We start from the raw sequence: 19,025 nt of genomic DNA, 5'->3' as shown, positions 1-19,025 counted from the left end.
GCATAAATAATGAATAAAGGAAAATTAATTGTTTTTTCAGCACCATCTGGATCAGGAAAAACAACTATAGTAAAACATTTACTTGGGAAAGAGGATTTAAATTTAGAATTTTCGATCTCAGCGGCTTCACGCGACCCTCGCGGAGAAGAAGAACACGGAAAAGATTATTATTTTATTTCGCTGGAAGAATTCAAAAAACACATTAAAGCCGAAAATTTCCTGGAATGGGAAGAAGTCTATCGCGATAATTTTTACGGTACTTTAAAAGCCGAAATTGAGCGTATTTGGGCTTTAGGAAAAAATGTGATTTTTGACATTGATGTTGCCGGCGGATTGCGTATTAAACACAAATTCCCAGAACAAACCTTAGCCGTTTTTGTAAAACCTCCAAGTGTTGACGAATTAAAACGTCGATTAAAAGAGCGTTCTACCGAAAGTGACGACAAAATCAATATGCGTATTGCAAAAGCTTCGGTTGAATTGGCGACGGCGCCACAATTTGATACGATTATTAAAAATTACGATTTAGATACAGCTAAAGAAGAAGCTTATCAGTTAGTGAAAGCTTTTGTTTCCAAATAGTAATTAGTCGTTAGTTGTTAGTCCTTAGTCTGTGAGGAAATTAAATTAAGATTTACATGAGTGGTATTAAATCGTACAAAGAGTTATTCATTTGGCAAAAAGGAATCAAAATAGTTGTTCTGGTTTATAAACTCACAAAGAGCTTTCCTAAAGAAGAAATTTACGCCTTAACAAGTCAATTAAAAAGGGCGAGCGTATCCATTCCTTCAAATATAGCAGAAGGTTTTGGACGCCAAACCGATAAATCATTTAACCATTTTTTGAATATTTCCAGAGGGTCTCTGAATGAAATAGAAACACAATTAATTATTGCAAAAGAATTAGAATTTATTTCTGATGATAATCTATTTAACGAGATTATGTTTTTGATTGAAGAAGAAAGCAAAATGATAAATGCCTTTTCTAAAAACCTTAAAGACTAAGGACTAATAACTAAGTACTCTAAAAATGAAAATAGGTCTTTATTTCGGAACATATAATCCCATTCATGTTGGTCATATGATTATTGCCAATCACATGGCTGAGTTTGCCGATTTAGATCAGATTTGGATGGTCGTTACGCCTCATAATCCGTTAAAAAAGAAAGCAACTTTATTAGACGATCATCAACGTTTGCAAATGGTTTTTCTGGCTACAGAAGATTATCCAAAAATCAAACCTTCGGATATTGAATTTAAATTACCTCAGCCGAATTATACGGTAAATACGTTGGTTCATTTACAGGAAAAATATCCAACTCATGAGTTTTCTCTAATAATGGGTGAAGACAATTTAAAAACGCTTCATAAATGGAAAAACTATGAAGTGATTCTGGAACATTATGATATTTATGTTTATCCGAGAATTTCTGAAGAACCTGAAAATACTGAACTAAAATCGCATCCAAAAGTACATGTTATCGATGCGCCAATTGTAGAGATTTCTTCTACTTTTATTCGAAATAGTATTAAGGAAGGAAAAAACATTCAGCCGTTATTGCCTGCAAAGGTTTGGGAATACATTGATCACAATAATTTTTATAAGAAGTAAATGTCTTTTACTGCTTCGATTTTTTATCCTGACAAACCCAAACAATTCGACTTTACTTTATCTGAAAAGCTGAATTGGTATTCTTTAATCTCAATTATTATCTATCCTCTCCTTTTACTATTTGTAGAAAAATCGTTTGGATACGATATTTCAAAATATGTGTATTATTTACTTATAATTCCTGCAATAACATATTTTATTGCTGGAGCTATTCGATTAAATGAATATGAAAACCTGAATGGATCTTTTATAGGAAGTATTTCTTTTAAAGAAGATTTCGTAATTATTGATTCCGTAGAATATCAATACAACAAAATAGAAAATTTAATTTTATACGGAAATTCTTATTCAGGTCAAAGAAATGAAAACACAAGATCTGGTCCAATGTATAGTAATGGAGTCCATAATCTAATCTCTTTTAATTATGATGACAACAAAATAGCCCGAAATTTTAAATTAGATTCTGAAAGACATATTGATGAATTGCAATCTACTCTATTAGATATTATCACAAATGAAAAAATTACGTACCAACGAAAATATTTAAATTTAATAAACGAAGAATATCGCGCATTCATGAAATTTGAATCGTTTATTGCAAAACTGATTAAAGAAAAAAGAATAGAGTGTACAGAAGGATTACTTTTAATTGGATACAACTCTGATAAAGAAGCAAAAGAAATGAGAACAAAATACTGCTGTTAAAACACACAATAAATAAAGAAATAAAAAAGCCTGAATTATAAAATTCAGGCTTTCGTTTTTAATATTAAATTATTTATGAATAGCTTCCAGCGGAGCTTAATATTTATAGCTACCAATAAGCGTTTGTTCCAGAGCTCCATGGGAGCGATATTCTGACCTCCAAGTATATCACCCCGACGGGGTTTCCTTCTCGCAATCTCTAAATCCCTATAAATATGTCGTCCCTTTGGGATTATTCTAAATCATAATTAAACTTTTTTATGCTTCAACATTAACGGCACTTTTTACCCTCGCTCTAATATCACTCAAAGACTGATCTACTAAAAGTTTTCCATCTCTGAAAACTTCTTTCAATTCGCCTTGTTTTTCTTCTTCCCACGAAACATTATCGGTTAATTGGTACACACCATCAACTAAATCAATTTTCATTAATCCTTTAGCCGATTTTTTAGTCCCGTCATCAGTAATTGGATCTTTGAAGATAGCTCTTCCTTCTCCGTCAACTTCACCGTAAGTTGCTTTCATGGCAAAACCGAAAGTATCTCTGGTGTTATATTGATAGGTAAAAGAACCAATTCCTAAAACAACGTTTGTAGAGGCAAATCCTTTTTCTTTTAATCTTTCTGCAATTTGAGTTGCTCTTGCTACCGTAATACTATCGCCGTAAATAGCGCCAATTTGCGGAATAAGCTCTTTATATCCTTTTGCATTGGTTGTTCCTCCAAAAACATCCCAAAGAAGCTCAATTACGCCTTTTTTCTCTTGTTCTGTTTTTCCGTTTGGATTTCCGCAGATAATATCAACCGGATCTCCACTATCAGGACGAATCACGACTTTACCTTCTCTGGCAATAATATCTTCTTTTAAACGAGGCAAATAATCGGTTAAAACTTTCCATAAATCCCAAGTATCAGAAACGATGGAAACAATTCCTTTTGGATAAACTTCTGTCACTAATCTTTTAAACGTTTCGCACTCGCCTTCAGTAGTTCCCATACACATTACAGAATGCTCTGTTGCAGCGACTGAACCTGCGATTAATTCTTTATCTGAATTGGCATTGTAATAATCTTCGAAGAAATCAATTACAGGAATAGTATCTGATCCTGTAAAACTCAATAAGTGACCGGCTGCAGAAGTTATCGCCGCTTCGATTCCGCCCATACCTCTCATAGAGAAATCGTGTGCCTGCCAATCTACAAATTCAGGAACAGAAGAAGTTTCGTCAGCGTATTTGTCTAATACTTTTCTGTATTCTTTGGCAATTGTAGCAGAGTTACAAGGAAGCCAGATTACCGCAGAAAGTAACGTTTCGAAATAATTCGTCAGCCAGAAAAATTCCGGAATCGTATTATACATTGTAAACATTGGTACTCTCAAAGGCACGCTTGCTCCTTCCGGCAAGGCTTTAAAAACCATCGGAATATATCCTAAATCGTGTAAATCTTCGATATGTTTAGTTCCGACTTGGTTCTCTCCCAAATAATTATTGATTCTTCGTGCGTATTTTTTTACTACTTCTTCTTTTGGCTGTTTGAAAAAATCAGCATCAAAATCGTGAATAATATATTTTTTAATGAAATATTGTAATCCAAAAAACACCACCTCATCAAGACCTTCAATTCTTGATTTTCTTGGTGTCCAGTTAGAATATACTAATGTTGTTTTGTCCGGGTATTGTCTTCTGTGGTCAACTTTGTAACCGTCTGTTAATAATAGTGGGTTCATATATTTTAGTTATTTAAATTCTCGTAAATTTTGGGTTTCACAGAGATTCACAAAGTTTATCACAGAGACTCGCAAAGTTTTAATTTTCTTTGTGCTGTTTTGTGTTTTCTCTTCGCGTGTCTTTGTGTAATTATTCTTTGTCCTCAATCCTATTTCAAAACTACTTATTTCTTCCTTTTTCATTTATATAAAATGTCTGCACAACATCGCTTTGCCAAAATACTTTTGTTTCTATATCAATACAACTTAATTTTCCATAAAAACCTGCGCCTGTATCAATATTCCAGACATTACAGCCTTGCATTGGAATTTCGATATTATAATGAAGTGTTGGCGTATGGCCAATGTAAATTTCATTATAAAGCAACAATCTTTTAGGATAAGAAAGCGAATCTTTTTTGATTCTCTTATCCATCGTTAAAGCCATTTCCCAAAGTGTCCTGTCCCAGGAAAAATTGCTTGCATAATGTTCTTTTTCCGGACCGTGCATGGATGAAAAACCAGCGTGAATAAACAAATTATTATGCTCATCTACAAAATAATCTTTCATATTTGCAAAAAATTCAAGATGTTTCTCTTTTTCCAAAGAATCAATGTTCTGATAACTTTCTATAGTTGATTTTCCACCATGCAGATACCAAATATCATTTACAACATCATTCTTCAACCATTCGTGACACCAAACATCATGATTTCCGCGTATAAAAATACATTCTTGTTTTTGAGATAAGTCGATCAAAAAACCAACAACTTGTGCAGATTCACTCCAGCCATCAACATAATCTCCAAGAAAAATAAGTCTGTCATTTTCTTTAACGGCAACTTTTTCAAGTAATTGAATTAAAGCTTTTAAACCACCGTGAATATCGCCAAAGACTAATGTTCTCATTATATTTATTTATGAAGTAGTGTTTTTTGTTACTTAATAATCCCAGATTAATCCTTTTTCGTTTAGTCTATATTGGTACTTTTGGGTATCCCCGAAAGTTTTATATTCTCTGTAATTTCTATTTATAATTTCATCATAAGCCAAAAACATTTGATTAGAAGCAATATGAAAAGGCATTCTTCCGCATCCAGTACATAAACCCGGAATTGTTACTGTTTCTATTTTAGGATTATTTATACAAGCTATCAAAATTGCTTTCATAGCTAGAAATGCATTTACTGAAGTTGCAATATTAAAGCTCATCGGAACTCGCATAGTTGGAGCTGAGATTAAAAAAGGAACTTCACTATCTCCTGTTTCTAATGTGATTGATCTTCCAATTAAGAGTTCTCTTTCATCAAGTTGAGCAATTTTCACTTGTAGTTCATCCTGCAAATGCCATCCAAATCTTTCTGACAAATGCCAATCTAATCCGCCGTCCATGAATCCAAATGAATTTGCAGGACTTACAACTGCGTCAGATTTTATTTTTGTAATATCCCCTTTTATTATACTGAGATTCGCCGGAACTTCATCCGTTAACCAAACATTATTTTCGGATAAATAAAATTTAAATCCATCTTTATGCATGTCGCCGCTTCTAACAGTCAAAATTTGAGCAACTCCTCTTCTACTGCCTACTTTTATCGCCGTTTCACGATCTTTGGAAAGATGCACATGTTGACGGCTCATTTTTTGTAAACCTTCTTTTTTAATGCTTTCCAAAAACTTTGCAACAGTTCCATGATATAAATATTCCGAAGGCTCTGTTTCATTCAGGTTTAATTCAACCGAAATGGAATGTCCTTGACTTGCTCTGATTTTCGATTTATCTTCATTAAAAGCAAAACGCTTTTTATCGTTATTTTCTACTACGTAATCCAGAAGTTCTGAATTTAATGTTTTTCCTTTCTTATTGCATTTTGTAATTAATTCCTCAACATCTGCCCAACCGTTTTCGTCTAATTTTAGTCCGATCTTTTCTGGTGAATGTCTAAGTATCAAACTCAGAAACTTACTTACATCTTTTGTTATTTTCTCATTCATTATTTCCAGAGATTTTTAATTTTTTATTCAGTTCCTCATCTTTAAAAAGGAAAGGTTTTTCAGCAGGAACCATCAGTTTTTCTAATTCTTTATTCTGAACAAATTCGTATTGTTCTTTTACAAATTCAGAAATATCTTCGATCAACACTATGTCTTCTTTTGCAAAAGACTTTATAAAATCTTCTCGTAAACCAATCTGAATTGCTCTTCGCTCCAACTTATTCCCATACGGATCATGATCTGGATCCCATTGTAATCTTACAGAAGATGTTTTTACACTTTCTTTCCATTCTTCCTGACTCATTTCGAGTGAAGGGCTGTAAGACGAATAAACCGCGTTTTCTAAATATTTATTGAATGCCGAAATTTTAAGGTGAATCGCCAAAACGACTTCTTGCCCTTCTTTTGTTCCCCAACCGTTTCTGTACATCATCCACAGAAAATTTGGTTTGATCCACGTCATTCTATCCAGGCTAAATGCTCCGCCAAAATATTGATTTTTTGCAGCAAATTCGCCAATTTCTTTTCGGTACGATTGATACACTATTATTTCTTCCTCGTCATATTGAGCCATAATGTGATAGCCTGATTTTGGCCATTCTACAATTTGCTCATCGTATTTTTTTAATTCTATTTTCATTTTGTATTGTACACAATATCTTCATTGTGTTATTTTTAATTTTAATTATCTGAGTTAGATTGTAAAATGCAAATCCCAGGGGGATGCTATATTTATAGAAAGTTTAATTTATTTCAAACGAACCCCATCGGGGTGACATATTTTTGAATTCAAAATACAAGAGGATATATCGCTCCGCTGGAGCTTTTTTCATAAATACATATCTATTTTGCTATAAAATATTATGCTCCGATGGAGCTTATAATAATCAATATGTATCCATCTTTTTTAAAATTCTAAACCACGATCTAACTCATTTTTTATCTATTTTTTCTAATAAATCATTGTAGATTTTATAACTCTCATCATCAAAGCAAACAAATATTACTTTTTCTATTTCTGAAATTTTATCGAAATTTAGAACTGTTTTTATAGCAATTTCTGCTGCTTTATCTTTTGGAAAATGATAAATTCCTGTGCTAATACCCGGAAAAGCTATCGTTTTAATGTTATTTTCAACAGCCAGTTCTAAACTGTTCTGATAACAAGCTGCAAGCAAATTCTTTTTTTCTTCTTTATCTCCATTCCAAACCGGACCAACAGTATGAATTACATATTTAGAAGGCAAATTACCCGCCGTTGTAATAACCGCTTCTCCAACTTTACATCCGCCTTGTTTGTTTCGAATCTGGATGCATTCGTCTAAAATTACTTTTCCGCCTTTTCTGTGAATGGCACCGTCAACTCCACCTCCGCCAAGCAAAGAAGTATTGGCTGCGTTTACAATTGCATCAACATGGATTTCAGTAATGTCTGCTTTGAGAATTTCTATTTTCATGATTAATTTACTCTAATTCATCCCTAACTTCCATCAAAGCAAAACCCAGCAAATTCAAACCTTTCCACTTCTTCGGAGTCAAAACATCTTTGTGATCACCAGCCATCCCGATTCCCCAAATGGCATCAACGGGACTTGCTTCTACTATAACTCTGTCTTTTGTATTTAGCAAAAAAGTTTTTAACTCCGGATTTTGCCTGAATTTATGATAATTACCTTCTTTGACAATGTCAAATCTGGCGGCTAACCAAAGCGTTTCATTATAATTCTTTACTTCTCTTCCTAACTTTTTGGCTTCGGCAGGAGAATTGGCTTTAATGATTTTTTCTAAAACTACATTGTCCTTAAACAATTCGGCTTTTTTGGCCATCATCCAATGTTCTGCAGTTTTGTAGATCACTTTATCGACTTCAAAAGAGCTTAACCACCATTGACTAAAACAGGTTTTCGAAATACTTCCGTCCTTATTGGGCTGATGTCCCCAGAAAAACAAAAATTTATTTTCCGGATCTATATTTTCTATATTATATTTCATTTTTTCTTTTATTGAAACAAAGAAGTTATCTGTTTGAAATCTTTAGAATCGGGTGAAAATGATCCATAGATTTCCTTAAACTCTGTTGTTAAATGTTCAAACTCATAATCTTGTTCTAGCTGATCCATACAGGTTACAACCAAATTTCTTTTTGCGTTAAAACTGTAAGCTGCATCCAACTTTAAACTATAATTTAAAAGATTATAATCTAAATCGCCTGTTCGAAATTCTCTTTGAAAATCATTGTAAACACAGGTTTCTTCTTCGTTGTTTTTTAATTTTAATTCTCTTTCATTTGCCATCCAGCCGCTTCCATGTCGGGTTGAATAACTTCTCGTAACATAATAAACCTCAACATCCTCTATTTTTAATTTCTGGCAGATTTCAACTGCATTTTTTGAAGTTGTATTCGCATACGTTACATTAGGAAAAACACCATGATCCATGTCGAGTAAAATCCCCTGGCTTCCTTCAAAGATCAGATTCTCATACTTTTCTAAAAAACTGTAATCACTGATATTCCATTTTATTTGATCAATGATTTCCAAGTAATGATCGACTTCTGCATCGATTTCACTTTCATTTAAAAAACCGTAGTAATAAGCGATTTTTTGCAATTTCTCTAAAAGCATTTGTCTTGGCGCGATTAAATCTATGGCGTACAATTTGTACTGACCTTCATTTCTTTTCATTGTGGCCCCAACACCTTTTCCACAAGTTCCGTGATCCAGATTTCTCACGTTATTTCGGTTTTGCCAAACATCAAACGGAGTTGTTATTTTGGCTAATGGATGAATATGAAGTTCAACATTGCCGCCTTTTGCTTCCAGTTCTTCTTTTTCATTGAATAAAAAAACCGGATGAATCGTGCAATGTTCGCCATAATAAGAAGGCAAACCGCGAAGTGCTCCGCTGGCAAAACTCGAATGAACGTGTTTTTTACCGTCAATCATTACGGTATGCGCCGCTTGCTGTCCGCCTGAAAACCGAATAACTATAGATTCAGGATTTTGCTTCGCCAGAAAATCTGTTGTAATTCCTTTTCCTTCATCACCAAATCCTAAACCTATAACTATTTGAGCTGTTTTCATTTTGTAAAATATTTTTAAGTTCTTTAAACTTAAATTTCAGAAAAAACTTTGCGTCTTCGCGACTTTGCGAGCAAATTTCACGCTAGTATTAAAAAAACTTAAAATAATAATCTCGCAAAGACGCAGAGGCGCAAAGTTTTTAAAGCATTTCTATATTATCTAAACCTGTATTGTTTGTATAAGAAACTGGTATTGTTCCTAAACCAGAACTTTTATGTTTATCACAAATGATTTTCTTGATTACATTCGGGATTTCTTTGTGATCTTCGATAGACAAACAGTTTTCTCCCAATAATTCTTTCCAGGCCACATTTGCTCTTACCGCCTGATCAGAATGTAAAACGCTGATATGATACACTTCGTAACGTTTTTGCGCTTCTTTTAATAATTCAAGAGACGTATATGTTTGCTGTCCTGAACCCATAATTTCTTTTATGGCAGATGCCGGAAGTGTTGGTAAATTTGGCTCGTCACCAACAGTAAACAACAATCCTTTTTGACCTCTTTTTTCGAAAGCATCTGTTTTGGTATGAAAAGCGGCAAAATACCACGCCAAAAGATAACTTTCTCCAGCGTTTCCTCCGCCTCCGCCTTCAATATACGTTCTCGTTAACCACATATCCAGTTCTTCATCGCCAGATTCAAATTGTCCAACCTGAAGCGGAAATCTGTCGCATTCGTGATCTCCAATTCCTAAAAACAAAAGTGCCGGATCCGGAACACCACCCTGAATAATTCCACCCATTAATTTTGGAAGTCCATCCTTAATCAATTCATGCGGAATATGCCCCATACTTCCTGTAACATCCAATCCTAAAATAATTGGAACAGTATTGGGGTGAACTTCAGAATCTCTTGCTTCTCTAAACGTAATGCCGTTCGGATTCATAGATTCATGTGCCATATGCAATGAATTTTGCGTAAAAATTTCACTTGCTGATTTTTTTCCGTAACCTGCTGCTTCGGCTCTGCTCAAACGAGCGCCTAAATCGTATCTTGTACCTCCCATGATTAAAATGTTTTACCAAATAAATATTCAAATCTCTTTTTTGTCACTTCAAACTGAATATTTAAATTTCTGATTGTTAATGATAATTCCATATCTTTTTGCACAAACGCTTCCGGTTGAAAGTCGGCAAAAGTCAAACTATTCTTGTCAAGCGGACTAATATCGATAAGGCCTTCCTGCTCTCTTTCGAGTCTTTTTATTTTAAGTTCGATATCTTCAACTCGTCGTCTGTAAATTAATTCAGAATCTTCACCAATGGTTTTGGCTCTGTCTTCTCTAATCTGATCATTGTTTCTTTTTAAAGATTCAATAAATCTTGGTTTTAAATCATCGCTCATAATTTCTAGTTGTTTGGTTATAGTTTTTTGATTGGGGTTTTCTTTGTTTCAGGTTTCAAGTTTCAAGCTGCTTTGGATAACTTGAAACCTGAAACTTGAAACATATTTACATAGTTAATTTAACTACTGTTACACTTTCGCCTTCGAAGTCTTTTACTGAATTCGTTGTAAATATTTTGTCGAAACAATCTAAAACTTCAAATCCTTTATTAAAGATTCCGTGGCTTACGGCTAAGTATAATTTTCCGGCATTTTTGTTTTTTAATTCTTCGGCTAAGCCAACAAAAGTTCCGCCGCCGTCGCAAATGTCATCTACAATTAAACAATCAATTCCGTTTAAGTCGTCTTCGTATACTTTAAAACCAGATAATTTTCCGGTTTTTACATCGCGGCTTTTACTGCATTCTACAACATCAACTCCGCCTAAAAACTCAGACACTTTGTAGATTTTTTTAAGAGCGCCACCATCCGGAGAAATCAATTTTACGTTTTCGCCAATTACGTTTAAAACTTCTTTTATAAAAGTATGATTCGGAATCACTTCGCAATTGTTTACCAATGCCGGAGTAACCTCAGAGTGCGCATCAAAAACAAAAACTTTATTCAGTTGAAGTCCGTTGATGATATCTGCATACACTTTTACAGAAAGAGATTCTCCTTTTATCATAACACGATCTTGTCTTGCAGCCGGGAAATACGGAATAAACAAATCGATAACTTTAACATCCATTCTACGCAAAGCATCTACAGTAATACACAATAAGCCCAAATCGTTGAATGAATTTAATCGGTGTGTGATGGTTACTTTCTGATTATGATCAAAATCCGGATTGATTTTAATATGTGGTTCTCCGCCAGAAAATGTAAAACTTTGAAATTTGATTTCTTCCTGATTAGTTACAGGAGTGAATTTTGGGTCTAAATTTAGTATCATAGTGTTGCAGTTTGCGTTAATTATACGCAAATATAGATTTAATTATTTAATAAACAATTTTATTTTGTGTAAAATTTACGCAAACATGCTTTTTTTGTTCTTTAGCTACAGATTTTCAACGATTAAGATTTTTTTTTTACCATTAAGATATTAAGTTTCATTAAGCAGCATACTTAATTTTCTTAATATCTTAATGGTGAAAAATTTTACACTTTTATGTTAGTTATCGTCAGCAGCTTCTTTAAAATATTCTTTGGCTACTTTTTGGGCGATTAGTTTTCGTTTTTCTTTTAGTGCTTTATCCTCGCTGTCAAAGGCTTTTACCATTTTTTGGCCTTTGGTTCCTACTCTGCCGTATTGAACAATTATAGTATTACCTTCTGTACAAATTTCCCAAAACTTATTACTTCCGTTTGAGGTATTCAGGTATCTTTCAAAATTAGTATTTGCGTTAGTTGCTGATTCAGGATTATTTTCTGAGACGTTGTTTTCGATTTCGATAGTCGTTTCTTCCATTTCTACATCATCAAAAAACGACTGATTGTGCAACGCTGCCCCAATCATTTTTAAAACTCTTGGTTTGTTTTCAATCCAGTCTTTCGAATAAATCTGGCAAACCGTCCAGCCGTTGGCTTTCAGGATTTCCGGTCTCAAAAGATATTGTTCCAAAATATCGTTATTCGCATAATGAAGATCATCGTCAATCATAATTCCTAAAACAAACTCTTCATCTTCTGCCGCTTTCTTGATTCCTAAATGGCATTTAAATTTACTTTGCCCAATATTTTGCGTGGCGAAGTAACCCATTTTTTCCACTTCTGACTGAATCTGATTAGCGATTAAACTCGACGTTTCAATTTTGTTTTTACTATTTATCGAATTCAAAACATTATTTGCCGCTTCCAATTGCCCCAAACTAATCAATTCCGCATATTGAAGGTATTTTCTAAAGTAATTGGCACCTTCGTTGTATTCGTTTTTAATGTCCGTATATTTTATAGAACTCACGACGCACATACTTTTCTTGGCTCTCGAGAAAATTACATTCAAGCGTTTTTCACCGCCGCGTTTGTTGATTGGTCCAAAATTCATCAGCATTTTTCCCGTTGGGTTATAACCGTAACAGGTACTCATAATAATAATGTCACGTTCGTCTCCCTGTACATTTTCGAGATTCTTTACAAAAAGTCCAACAAACTGGTTATTTTCAATACGTTTGTATTCTTCTTCAATCAGGTTTTCAAAAACTTTATCTTCGATACAAATGTTTTCAATTGCCGTTTCGATTTCGTTTTGCTGCTCCATCGAAAAAGCAACAATCCCGATACTTTGTTCTTTATTCTGAATTAAAAGTTCGCGAACCATATTGGCAATATATTGCGCTTCCAGCGTATTAGAACGCGCATTATAAACTCCTTTTTGAATATAATGATAGGATATTGGTTTAGAAAACAAATGATCCAGATTGTTTTTTGCTTCTTTTACATCTTCAACAATTATGGCTTCACCAACTTTGCTGTGATCTTTTAAATCCGGAATCGTTAACAATTTACTATCATAGAATGAAGCATTCGAAAAACCAATCAAAGCTTCGTGTTTGCTTCGGTAATGCCAGCCCAACATGATCGACGGAAATTTGCGCGCACCTTGTGTCAGGAAACTATCGGCATCCAAAGAAAAATAATCATCATCATCCTCCGTGGCGTCTGTCCATAAATCGTCCTGATTTCCGGATGAACTTCCGAAGAAATTACTTGGCGGCATTTGCATTTCGTCCCCAACAATAATGGTTTGTTTGGCTCTGTAAATTGGCACCAATCCTTCTTCGAGCGTAATCTGACTCGCTTCGTCAAAAATAACAACATCAAAATAGTTATCATCAACCGGTAAAGTATCTGAAACGCTCAACGGACTCATTAACCAAACGGGTTTTATTTCGCGGATAATCTGTCCCGAATCTGAAGACGCCAATTCACGAATCGATTTAAATCGGATACTTTTGCTGAATTCATTTTCCAGAATTTTTCTTCCTTCAGTAATAGATCTTTTGCTTTCTTTTTGTTCCGATGTCATTCCGGAAACCGACATTTCAGAAGTTAAAATCAACTCTTTTAGATTGCTTACCTGTTTTGCAATGATGTATTTTCCGTTTAATTCTAATAAATCGGCATACATTCTTTTTACTTTTTCGATAGAAGTATGCAGCAAATCCATATTGAACTTTTTATGCGTATAATTAATCGCATAATATTTCTCTAGTGATCTTTCTGCCAAAGTAATTTTCAAATGATCGAGCGGAATTTTTGTTCCTTTTAATAATTGAATAACCGATGGATTTACATCTTGTATTTCATCAAAAAACGAAGCGTACAAGTCAAAATAAGCTTTCTTGGTATTGATTGCTGTAATTTCGTTTTCAATGGCCGATAAACTTAAATTCTCGTAGTTTTCGATACTATCACACAAAGACGAATTGACTTTTAAGAACAGATTCTTAATTTCCGAAACTTCTTTTCGTTCTTCAGCATTCAGGTTTTTGGCAAAATCCAGAATCGTGGCGTCTAGTTCTTTTTTAAGCGTTTCGGTATGGTATTTTAATTCGAATAAATCACCAAGATTATAATGGCTTTCAAAATCACTTTTTAAAGTATTGAATTTCTCTTCAAGCTCAAATTGAGCAATGTAATTTTCTAAAACAACCGATAAACTTGGTTTTACTGCATGTTTATTGAGATCATAAACGGCAAGAATTTCGTTTTTTGTTTTCTTAAAATCAGAACTTATAAAATTAAAAAAGCTATTTTCATTTTTTCTGATGATTTCCAAAGCCGTTTTTGCTTCGGTTTCAGATATTGTGTTGGTCCAATACGGATATTGTTTTGCCAGTTTTTCGATATCAGATCGTAACTTCAATAAAGTCTGAACATCTTTTTCCAGCGATCTAAAAAGAGCACTGTTTGGTTCTAATAATTCGGCAACATTATTATCAAAATAAATAAAAGTCCCGATTGCTTTTCGAAGGAATTTATGAATCTCAAAAAACGTGTCTATTTTTGGCGGAATCGAAACAAAATCCAGTCGTTCTGAAATGTTTTCCAATAATTCCTGACTGTTTTCTAAGTCCTTTTTTAAATCTGAAATATGTTGGTATTTACGAAAGGCATCCATTTTTAAAAATCGAAACGGATGCACCGAGAAAAACTCAGACTGATTGGTTTCCAGATTTATCGCAAATAATTTCTCGAATAATTCGTGGTTTTTGTTCCAGTCTTCCAGTCCTGCCCTGTCATCGAGCGTGTTTAAATTGTCCAGTAAAGCTTTGTGCGAATTCGAAATCAAAACATCAAAAATCGATTTGATCGTGAGATTGGTTTCAGAATCGATTCTGGCATTCATAAATTCATGAAAAATTGCCACTTTATTGATTTCTGCGTCAATTTTCTCAACGAGTTTATTTCGCGTTTTTGCTATCGCTTCAAAATTATTTTTGGATGCTGTAAAATCGTTAAAAGTTTGTTTCAGATCAAAAATAAACTCTTTTTTATCTGCCTGCGAATCGTGAATTAAACAGCATAAATCATCTAAACCCTGATTCTTAAGTCGGTAAAAAACAACGTCTAATGCAGCGCGTTTTTCGCAAACGAATAAAACCTTTTTGTCATTGGCCACATAATTGGCAATTAAGTTGGCAATGGTTTGTGATTTTCCTGTTCCCGGCGGACCTTGTATAATATAGCTTTCTCCAGATTCTGAATATTTTACGGCATTGTTTTGCGTAGGATCGCTCGCCACAACATTAAACGTTTTGGTAAAACTGTTTCCGGATTCTAGTTCATTCTTAAAATCTTTTTGTGCCAATGAATTAAACAAACTCTTGAAAACATTGTTCTCAACATCATTTTCTATTACCTGATTGTAATCGCGAACCAGAGACATTTTTTTATAATTAAAATTGCCTAAAATTAAATTACAGGTATCAAATTCCCAACGGAAAGGGTTTACGTCGCCTTCATCAAGCTGATAAAATTCTCTTTCGATGGTTTTATTCTCGTTGAAAAAATGAGGATTCTGTTTGATATCGCTGTTGATCAGATATTCCAGAGATGAAGCTTGTTTGAAAACATAATTTCGAAACAACTCTAAACCATACGGCTGATAATTTTCGGGTTTATAAGAATAATTCAGGTTTCTTTGATCCTGAATGGCTTCTCTTTTTTTGGAACGTTTATTAAACTGCGTCAGGATTTGTTTTGCCTGCGAATGAATCAGTTTTATCTTGGGTTTCTCAATATAATCCAGAACAATTCCCGAACCATTTTTCTCGACTTGAATTCTTAATAATTCATAGATTTCTTCAATTTTAGTTTCAGAAAGCTGAATTCTTTCGGGCAAACGAATATCATATAAATCTTTTAGCATATTGGCCAAAACAGGATTTATCTCGACTTCAGAATCCAGGAATTCCAGTGTATAATCGTCTTTTACACCTTTTTTCTTGGTCAGTGTAACCGATGCCAAAAGCAAAGGCGAAACTATTTTCTCTGAACTATCTTCTTTGGTATTGAACCAATTAAGGTTGCACAAAACGAGTTTTAATTGACTAAATCCGTATTCATTAATGTCTTTATTGGCTTCTAAACGAATTTTATCCAGCGTAGGAACGATATACGTATTGTCTTGAAATTCTAAATATTTGTTGAGCGAAATCGTACTGGTATTGCTGATTTTTTTGGAGATTTCGGCATTCCAGTAAAAAATAGCATTTGGATCAATATTTTCATAATTCAATGCCTGCGGAACGGAGGAAACGGTAAGATTCAGGAATTTCAAATTTGGCTGAAAATACAAAAGTCGATTTCGTTTGCTGTTGTCAAATAATCGGTTTCGAAGTTTCTCGTGAATAAACTGATTTTTATTCTGAACTTTAGCGTCGATTAAATGTGATAAATCATATTCGGTTTCAGGATTGTAATCTCTGTAATTCTGGAGTTTTTCTACAATTTCGTTTAAATCCTTCCAGCGATTTTCGCGATTCAATTCCGTCATTCCCAAAATAATATTGGCAATTGCGGGATTTATTTTGCTGTTCAGGAAGTACATTTTCTTTCGATATTCTACGAAACGTTTTACATCTTCGACATCTGTAAAATCAAATTGCAAAGCGATACTCGCCAGAATCATTCCCAAAACAAAAATATCTGTCAACGGATCATGATGGTCAAACTCAAATTCGAAAGAGCTGTAATCTTTTACATAAACCGGTTTTTTAGAATCTTCTAAATCATCTTCAGAAACACTTTTGTCACTGTATTCTCTTTTTACATTTTCTCCAATTTCGGTAGTATTAAAATGTTCACCAGAAATTTCAAACGCTCTGCTTCTACTTTTAAAGAATGCCGAAATTACTTTCGAATTATCTTGTATTTCGAAAGCATTATCCAAAATATGAAAATGTTGATTTTCGATATAAATCGTCGAAATATCCTGCAGCGACGCCACTTTTCCCTGATTATGAATAGTTGCAACTGTTTTTAACAAAGGCATTATTATGGCAATAATATCATCGTTGGCAAATACTCCTTTTTGAAAGTTTTCGGTAATAAATTGATAAAAAGCGGATTCCTTTATTGGTGTAATCATCTTAATAAGTGTTTTCTAAGTCTGATTCTAAAATAGTATTTAAGGTAGTTGTGCAATTTTGAGCAAAAGCTTTATAGGTTTTCTCGGTAAGATTCAGTTCTTTTTTCAGAATCGTTTTCATTTCATCTTCTAAACTTAATTGTTCCGAAATATCCAGAATATGCCCAATAAATGCTTCTTTCAAATCCGAATCGCACAACGCAAAATCGAGCATTACGTAAGCATAATATTCTTTTAGGTTTTTCTTGCTGTTTTCTATTTTCAGTTTGAAGGCATCATCAATAAAAGCGTCTGTTTTTTTATCTGAATTCGAAAAATATTGTTTGTAGAGTGCTGTACAATATTCAGATTGTGTCCATTTTGGTTTTAGAATAATCGAGATTAATTCTTTTGTAGTATCAAAAACCAGTTTTTTATTGAATAAATTGAGTTGATGCAAATCGGTTTTTCCGGAAATAATTTTTTCTACTTTCGAATAAAAATTGGCGTTATCATTTTCGAAAATTTCCAGAGATTTAGCCCTGATAAAATTCTCCGGATGCGTTTCTCCGTCAGAACCTTTTTCTATTCTTTCCAGAATTTCGTTAGCTTGTTTCAAATAACTCTCTGCCGAAACTTTTTCTAAACCTGTGTTTAATTTTACTAATGTCTGAATTGTAGTTTCCAGACTTCCACTGACTTTTAAAGCGCCCAAATCACAATATAATTCGGTATAAAGCTGATACAATCTGGCGGTTTCGTAATAAAACAATTCGCTGTTATTATCACTTGCAATGGTATTGATGATTCTGTTGGTGATTTCAAAATCGCCATTTTCCAGATTAAACAACAAAATATGCGACAATTCGTGTCCGAATAAAACCAGTAATTCGTCTTCGTTAAGCAATTTTAAAATCGTTCCTGATAAAATAATGTGGGCTTCATTTTCAAAAAAAACAACTCCGGCATTATTATCCGTACTCTGCGATTGATAAATCGTAATCGGGACAATGATTCCTAGTTTATCTTTTGCCTTATTTAAAATTTCATAAACTTTCGATTCCGTTTCCGGATCTATTCGATAAGAGTTCTTTAATAAATCGGTTTTAAAGGCTTCTTGCTGTTCTGCTTTTACTTTTTCTTCAGAAAACCAAGACCAGGTTTTGTCTTGCTTTTTAAAATAATCTCTTAAATCAGAATGGAATGGAAATGGTTTGATCATTATAATTTAGTTTAAGCAAATTTTATTTCAAAATGGAAGCCTCTTTCTATCAAATCATTATATTTCAATTTATTGAACTTAAATAATTTTGCCGGACGACCACTTTTTATGGGCGAAAATTTTTCTGTTTCTTCTAAAAATCCATAACTGAGGATTTTTTTTCTGAAGTTTCGTCGGTCAATTTCTTTTTCTAAAATCGTGCAATACAAATTTTCAAGATCAGAAAACAAGAATTCTTCGGGAAGTAAATCAAACCCAACAGGCTCGTAAGTAAGTTTAGCCTTTAATCTTGAAATCGCTTTTTTGATAATTAAATTATGGTCGAATGCCAAAGAAGGAATTTCGTCTATTTTGTACCATTGTACTTTATCGGCATCTGTATCTGCTTTAATTTCGAGATTGGAAGCATCAACCAAAGCATAATAAGCAACAGAAATAACACGGTTTCTGGAATCCCTGAAAATATCATCTCCAAAGGTGTAAAGCTGTTCCATGAACTTTAATTGCACATTGGTTTCTTCATGCAATTCTCTAATTACAGCGTTGCTCAACGATTCATCATTTTTTACCAAACCGCCAGGAAGCGCCCAGTATCTCTCTGCAGAACCAAATTTTTGTTCTATTAAAAGCACATATAAACTGTTGTTTTTATATCCAAAAACAATGGCATCAACTGCGATTCTAATATTTTGAAGATTTTCCATACTATCACACACATTAAAAAGTTCGCCACGAATTCACGAATTAATACTAATTTTTTGAGCGATTAGTTAAAATTAATTCGTGAATTCGTGGCTAAAA

17 protein-coding genes and 1 pseudogene are annotated in these 19,025 nt (G+C 33.6%); 4 read left to right on the top strand and 14 right to left on the bottom strand.

Annotated features, from left to right (window positions below; genetic code table 11):
* The first annotated feature begins 9 nt into the window (after positions 1-9).
* From gmk to BUE22_RS19065, 4 genes are read left to right on the top strand one after another with little or no spacing between them, the layout of a single operon-like run.
* On the top strand, positions 10-582 hold the full coding sequence (gene gmk, locus BUE22_RS19080) for a guanylate kinase (RefSeq protein ID WP_073397451.1): 573 nt from the start codon (positions 10-12) through the stop codon (positions 580-582).
* Positions 583-638: 56 nt separating this feature from the next.
* The gene (locus BUE22_RS19075; RefSeq protein ID WP_052483496.1) at positions 639-1,004 is read left to right on the top strand and encodes a four helix bundle protein; all 366 of its coding nucleotides are present in this window, start codon (positions 639-641) and stop codon (positions 1,002-1,004) included.
* A gap of 25 nt (positions 1,005-1,029) precedes the next feature.
* Entirely contained in the window at positions 1,030-1,611 is a 582-nt protein-coding gene (gene nadD, locus BUE22_RS19070; RefSeq protein WP_073397449.1) for a nicotinate (nicotinamide) nucleotide adenylyltransferase, read from the top strand.
* A complete protein-coding gene (locus BUE22_RS19065) occupies positions 1,612-2,316 on the top strand; it encodes a hypothetical protein (RefSeq protein ID WP_073397447.1) in 705 nt (234 codons plus the stop codon).
* 258 nt (positions 2,317-2,574) lie between these two features.
* On the opposite strand, the gene BUE22_RS19060 is transcribed toward BUE22_RS19065, so the two are convergent.
* The 14 genes and pseudogenes from BUE22_RS19060 to BUE22_RS18995 form a co-directional block, all read right to left on the bottom strand.
* Positions 2,575-4,044: a nicotinate phosphoribosyltransferase gene (locus tag BUE22_RS19060; protein WP_073397446.1), complete on the bottom strand. Its 1,470-nt coding sequence runs from the start codon at positions 4,042-4,044 to the stop codon at positions 2,575-2,577.
* A gap of 160 nt (positions 4,045-4,204) precedes the next feature.
* Entirely contained in the window at positions 4,205-4,936 is a 732-nt protein-coding gene (locus BUE22_RS19055) for a metallophosphoesterase family protein (protein WP_073397444.1), read from the bottom strand.
* Positions 4,937-4,966: 30 nt separating this feature from the next.
* Complete coding sequence (locus BUE22_RS23955) at positions 4,967-5,461, bottom strand: macro domain-containing protein (protein WP_262489604.1); 495 nt, start codon at positions 5,459-5,461, stop codon at positions 4,967-4,969.
* 36 nt (positions 5,462-5,497) lie between these two features.
* Positions 5,498-6,019: pseudogene (locus BUE22_RS23950) on the bottom strand (RNA 2'-phosphotransferase); the annotation flags it as partial.
* Entirely contained in the window at positions 6,012-6,659 is a 648-nt protein-coding gene (locus BUE22_RS19040) for a DUF4291 domain-containing protein (RefSeq protein WP_073397442.1), read from the bottom strand. The pseudogene BUE22_RS23950 and the gene BUE22_RS19040, both read right to left, overlap by 8 nt.
* Before the next feature lie 292 nt (positions 6,660-6,951).
* Positions 6,952-7,476: an O-acetyl-ADP-ribose deacetylase gene (locus tag BUE22_RS19035; protein ID WP_073397440.1), complete on the bottom strand. Its 525-nt coding sequence runs from the start codon at positions 7,474-7,476 to the stop codon at positions 6,952-6,954.
* 7 nt (positions 7,477-7,483) lie between these two features.
* Positions 7,484-8,011, bottom strand: coding sequence for an NADAR family protein (locus BUE22_RS19030; RefSeq protein ID WP_073397438.1), 528 nt, complete (start codon positions 8,009-8,011; stop codon positions 7,484-7,486).
* A gap of 8 nt (positions 8,012-8,019) precedes the next feature.
* A complete protein-coding gene (locus BUE22_RS19025; RefSeq protein ID WP_073397436.1) occupies positions 8,020-9,102 on the bottom strand; it encodes an adenylosuccinate synthetase in 1,083 nt (360 codons plus the stop codon).
* A 139-nt stretch (positions 9,103-9,241) separates the two neighbouring features.
* A complete protein-coding gene (locus BUE22_RS19020) occupies positions 9,242-10,111 on the bottom strand; it encodes a hypothetical protein (protein WP_073397435.1) in 870 nt (289 codons plus the stop codon).
* A gap of 2 nt (positions 10,112-10,113) precedes the next feature.
* Positions 10,114-10,449, bottom strand: coding sequence for a hypothetical protein (locus BUE22_RS19015; protein WP_031455095.1), 336 nt, complete (start codon positions 10,447-10,449; stop codon positions 10,114-10,116).
* Positions 10,450-10,555: 106 nt separating this feature from the next.
* Positions 10,556-11,383 (bottom strand): ribose-phosphate diphosphokinase, encoded by an 828-nt coding sequence (prs, locus tag BUE22_RS19010; RefSeq protein WP_073397433.1) that lies wholly within the window; start codon positions 11,381-11,383, stop codon positions 10,556-10,558.
* A gap of 219 nt (positions 11,384-11,602) precedes the next feature.
* Positions 11,603-17,023, bottom strand: coding sequence for an AAA domain-containing protein (locus BUE22_RS19005; RefSeq protein WP_073397432.1), 5,421 nt, complete (start codon positions 17,021-17,023; stop codon positions 11,603-11,605).
* 1 nt (position 17,024) lies between these two features.
* Positions 17,025-18,224 (bottom strand): M48 family metalloprotease, encoded by a 1,200-nt coding sequence (locus tag BUE22_RS19000; protein WP_073397430.1) that lies wholly within the window; start codon positions 18,222-18,224, stop codon positions 17,025-17,027.
* Between the two features lie 11 nt (positions 18,225-18,235).
* Positions 18,236-18,928, bottom strand: a complete 693-nt coding sequence (locus BUE22_RS18995) for an NUDIX hydrolase (RefSeq protein WP_073397429.1) — start codon at positions 18,926-18,928, stop codon at positions 18,236-18,238.
* Positions 18,929-19,025: the final 97 nt, after the last annotated feature.

Source organism: Flavobacterium pectinovorum (genome assembly GCF_900142715.1).
GTDB lineage: Bacteria > Bacteroidota > Bacteroidia > Flavobacteriales > Flavobacteriaceae > Flavobacterium > Flavobacterium pectinovorum.
This window is presented reverse-complemented; position numbering and strand designations above follow the sequence as displayed.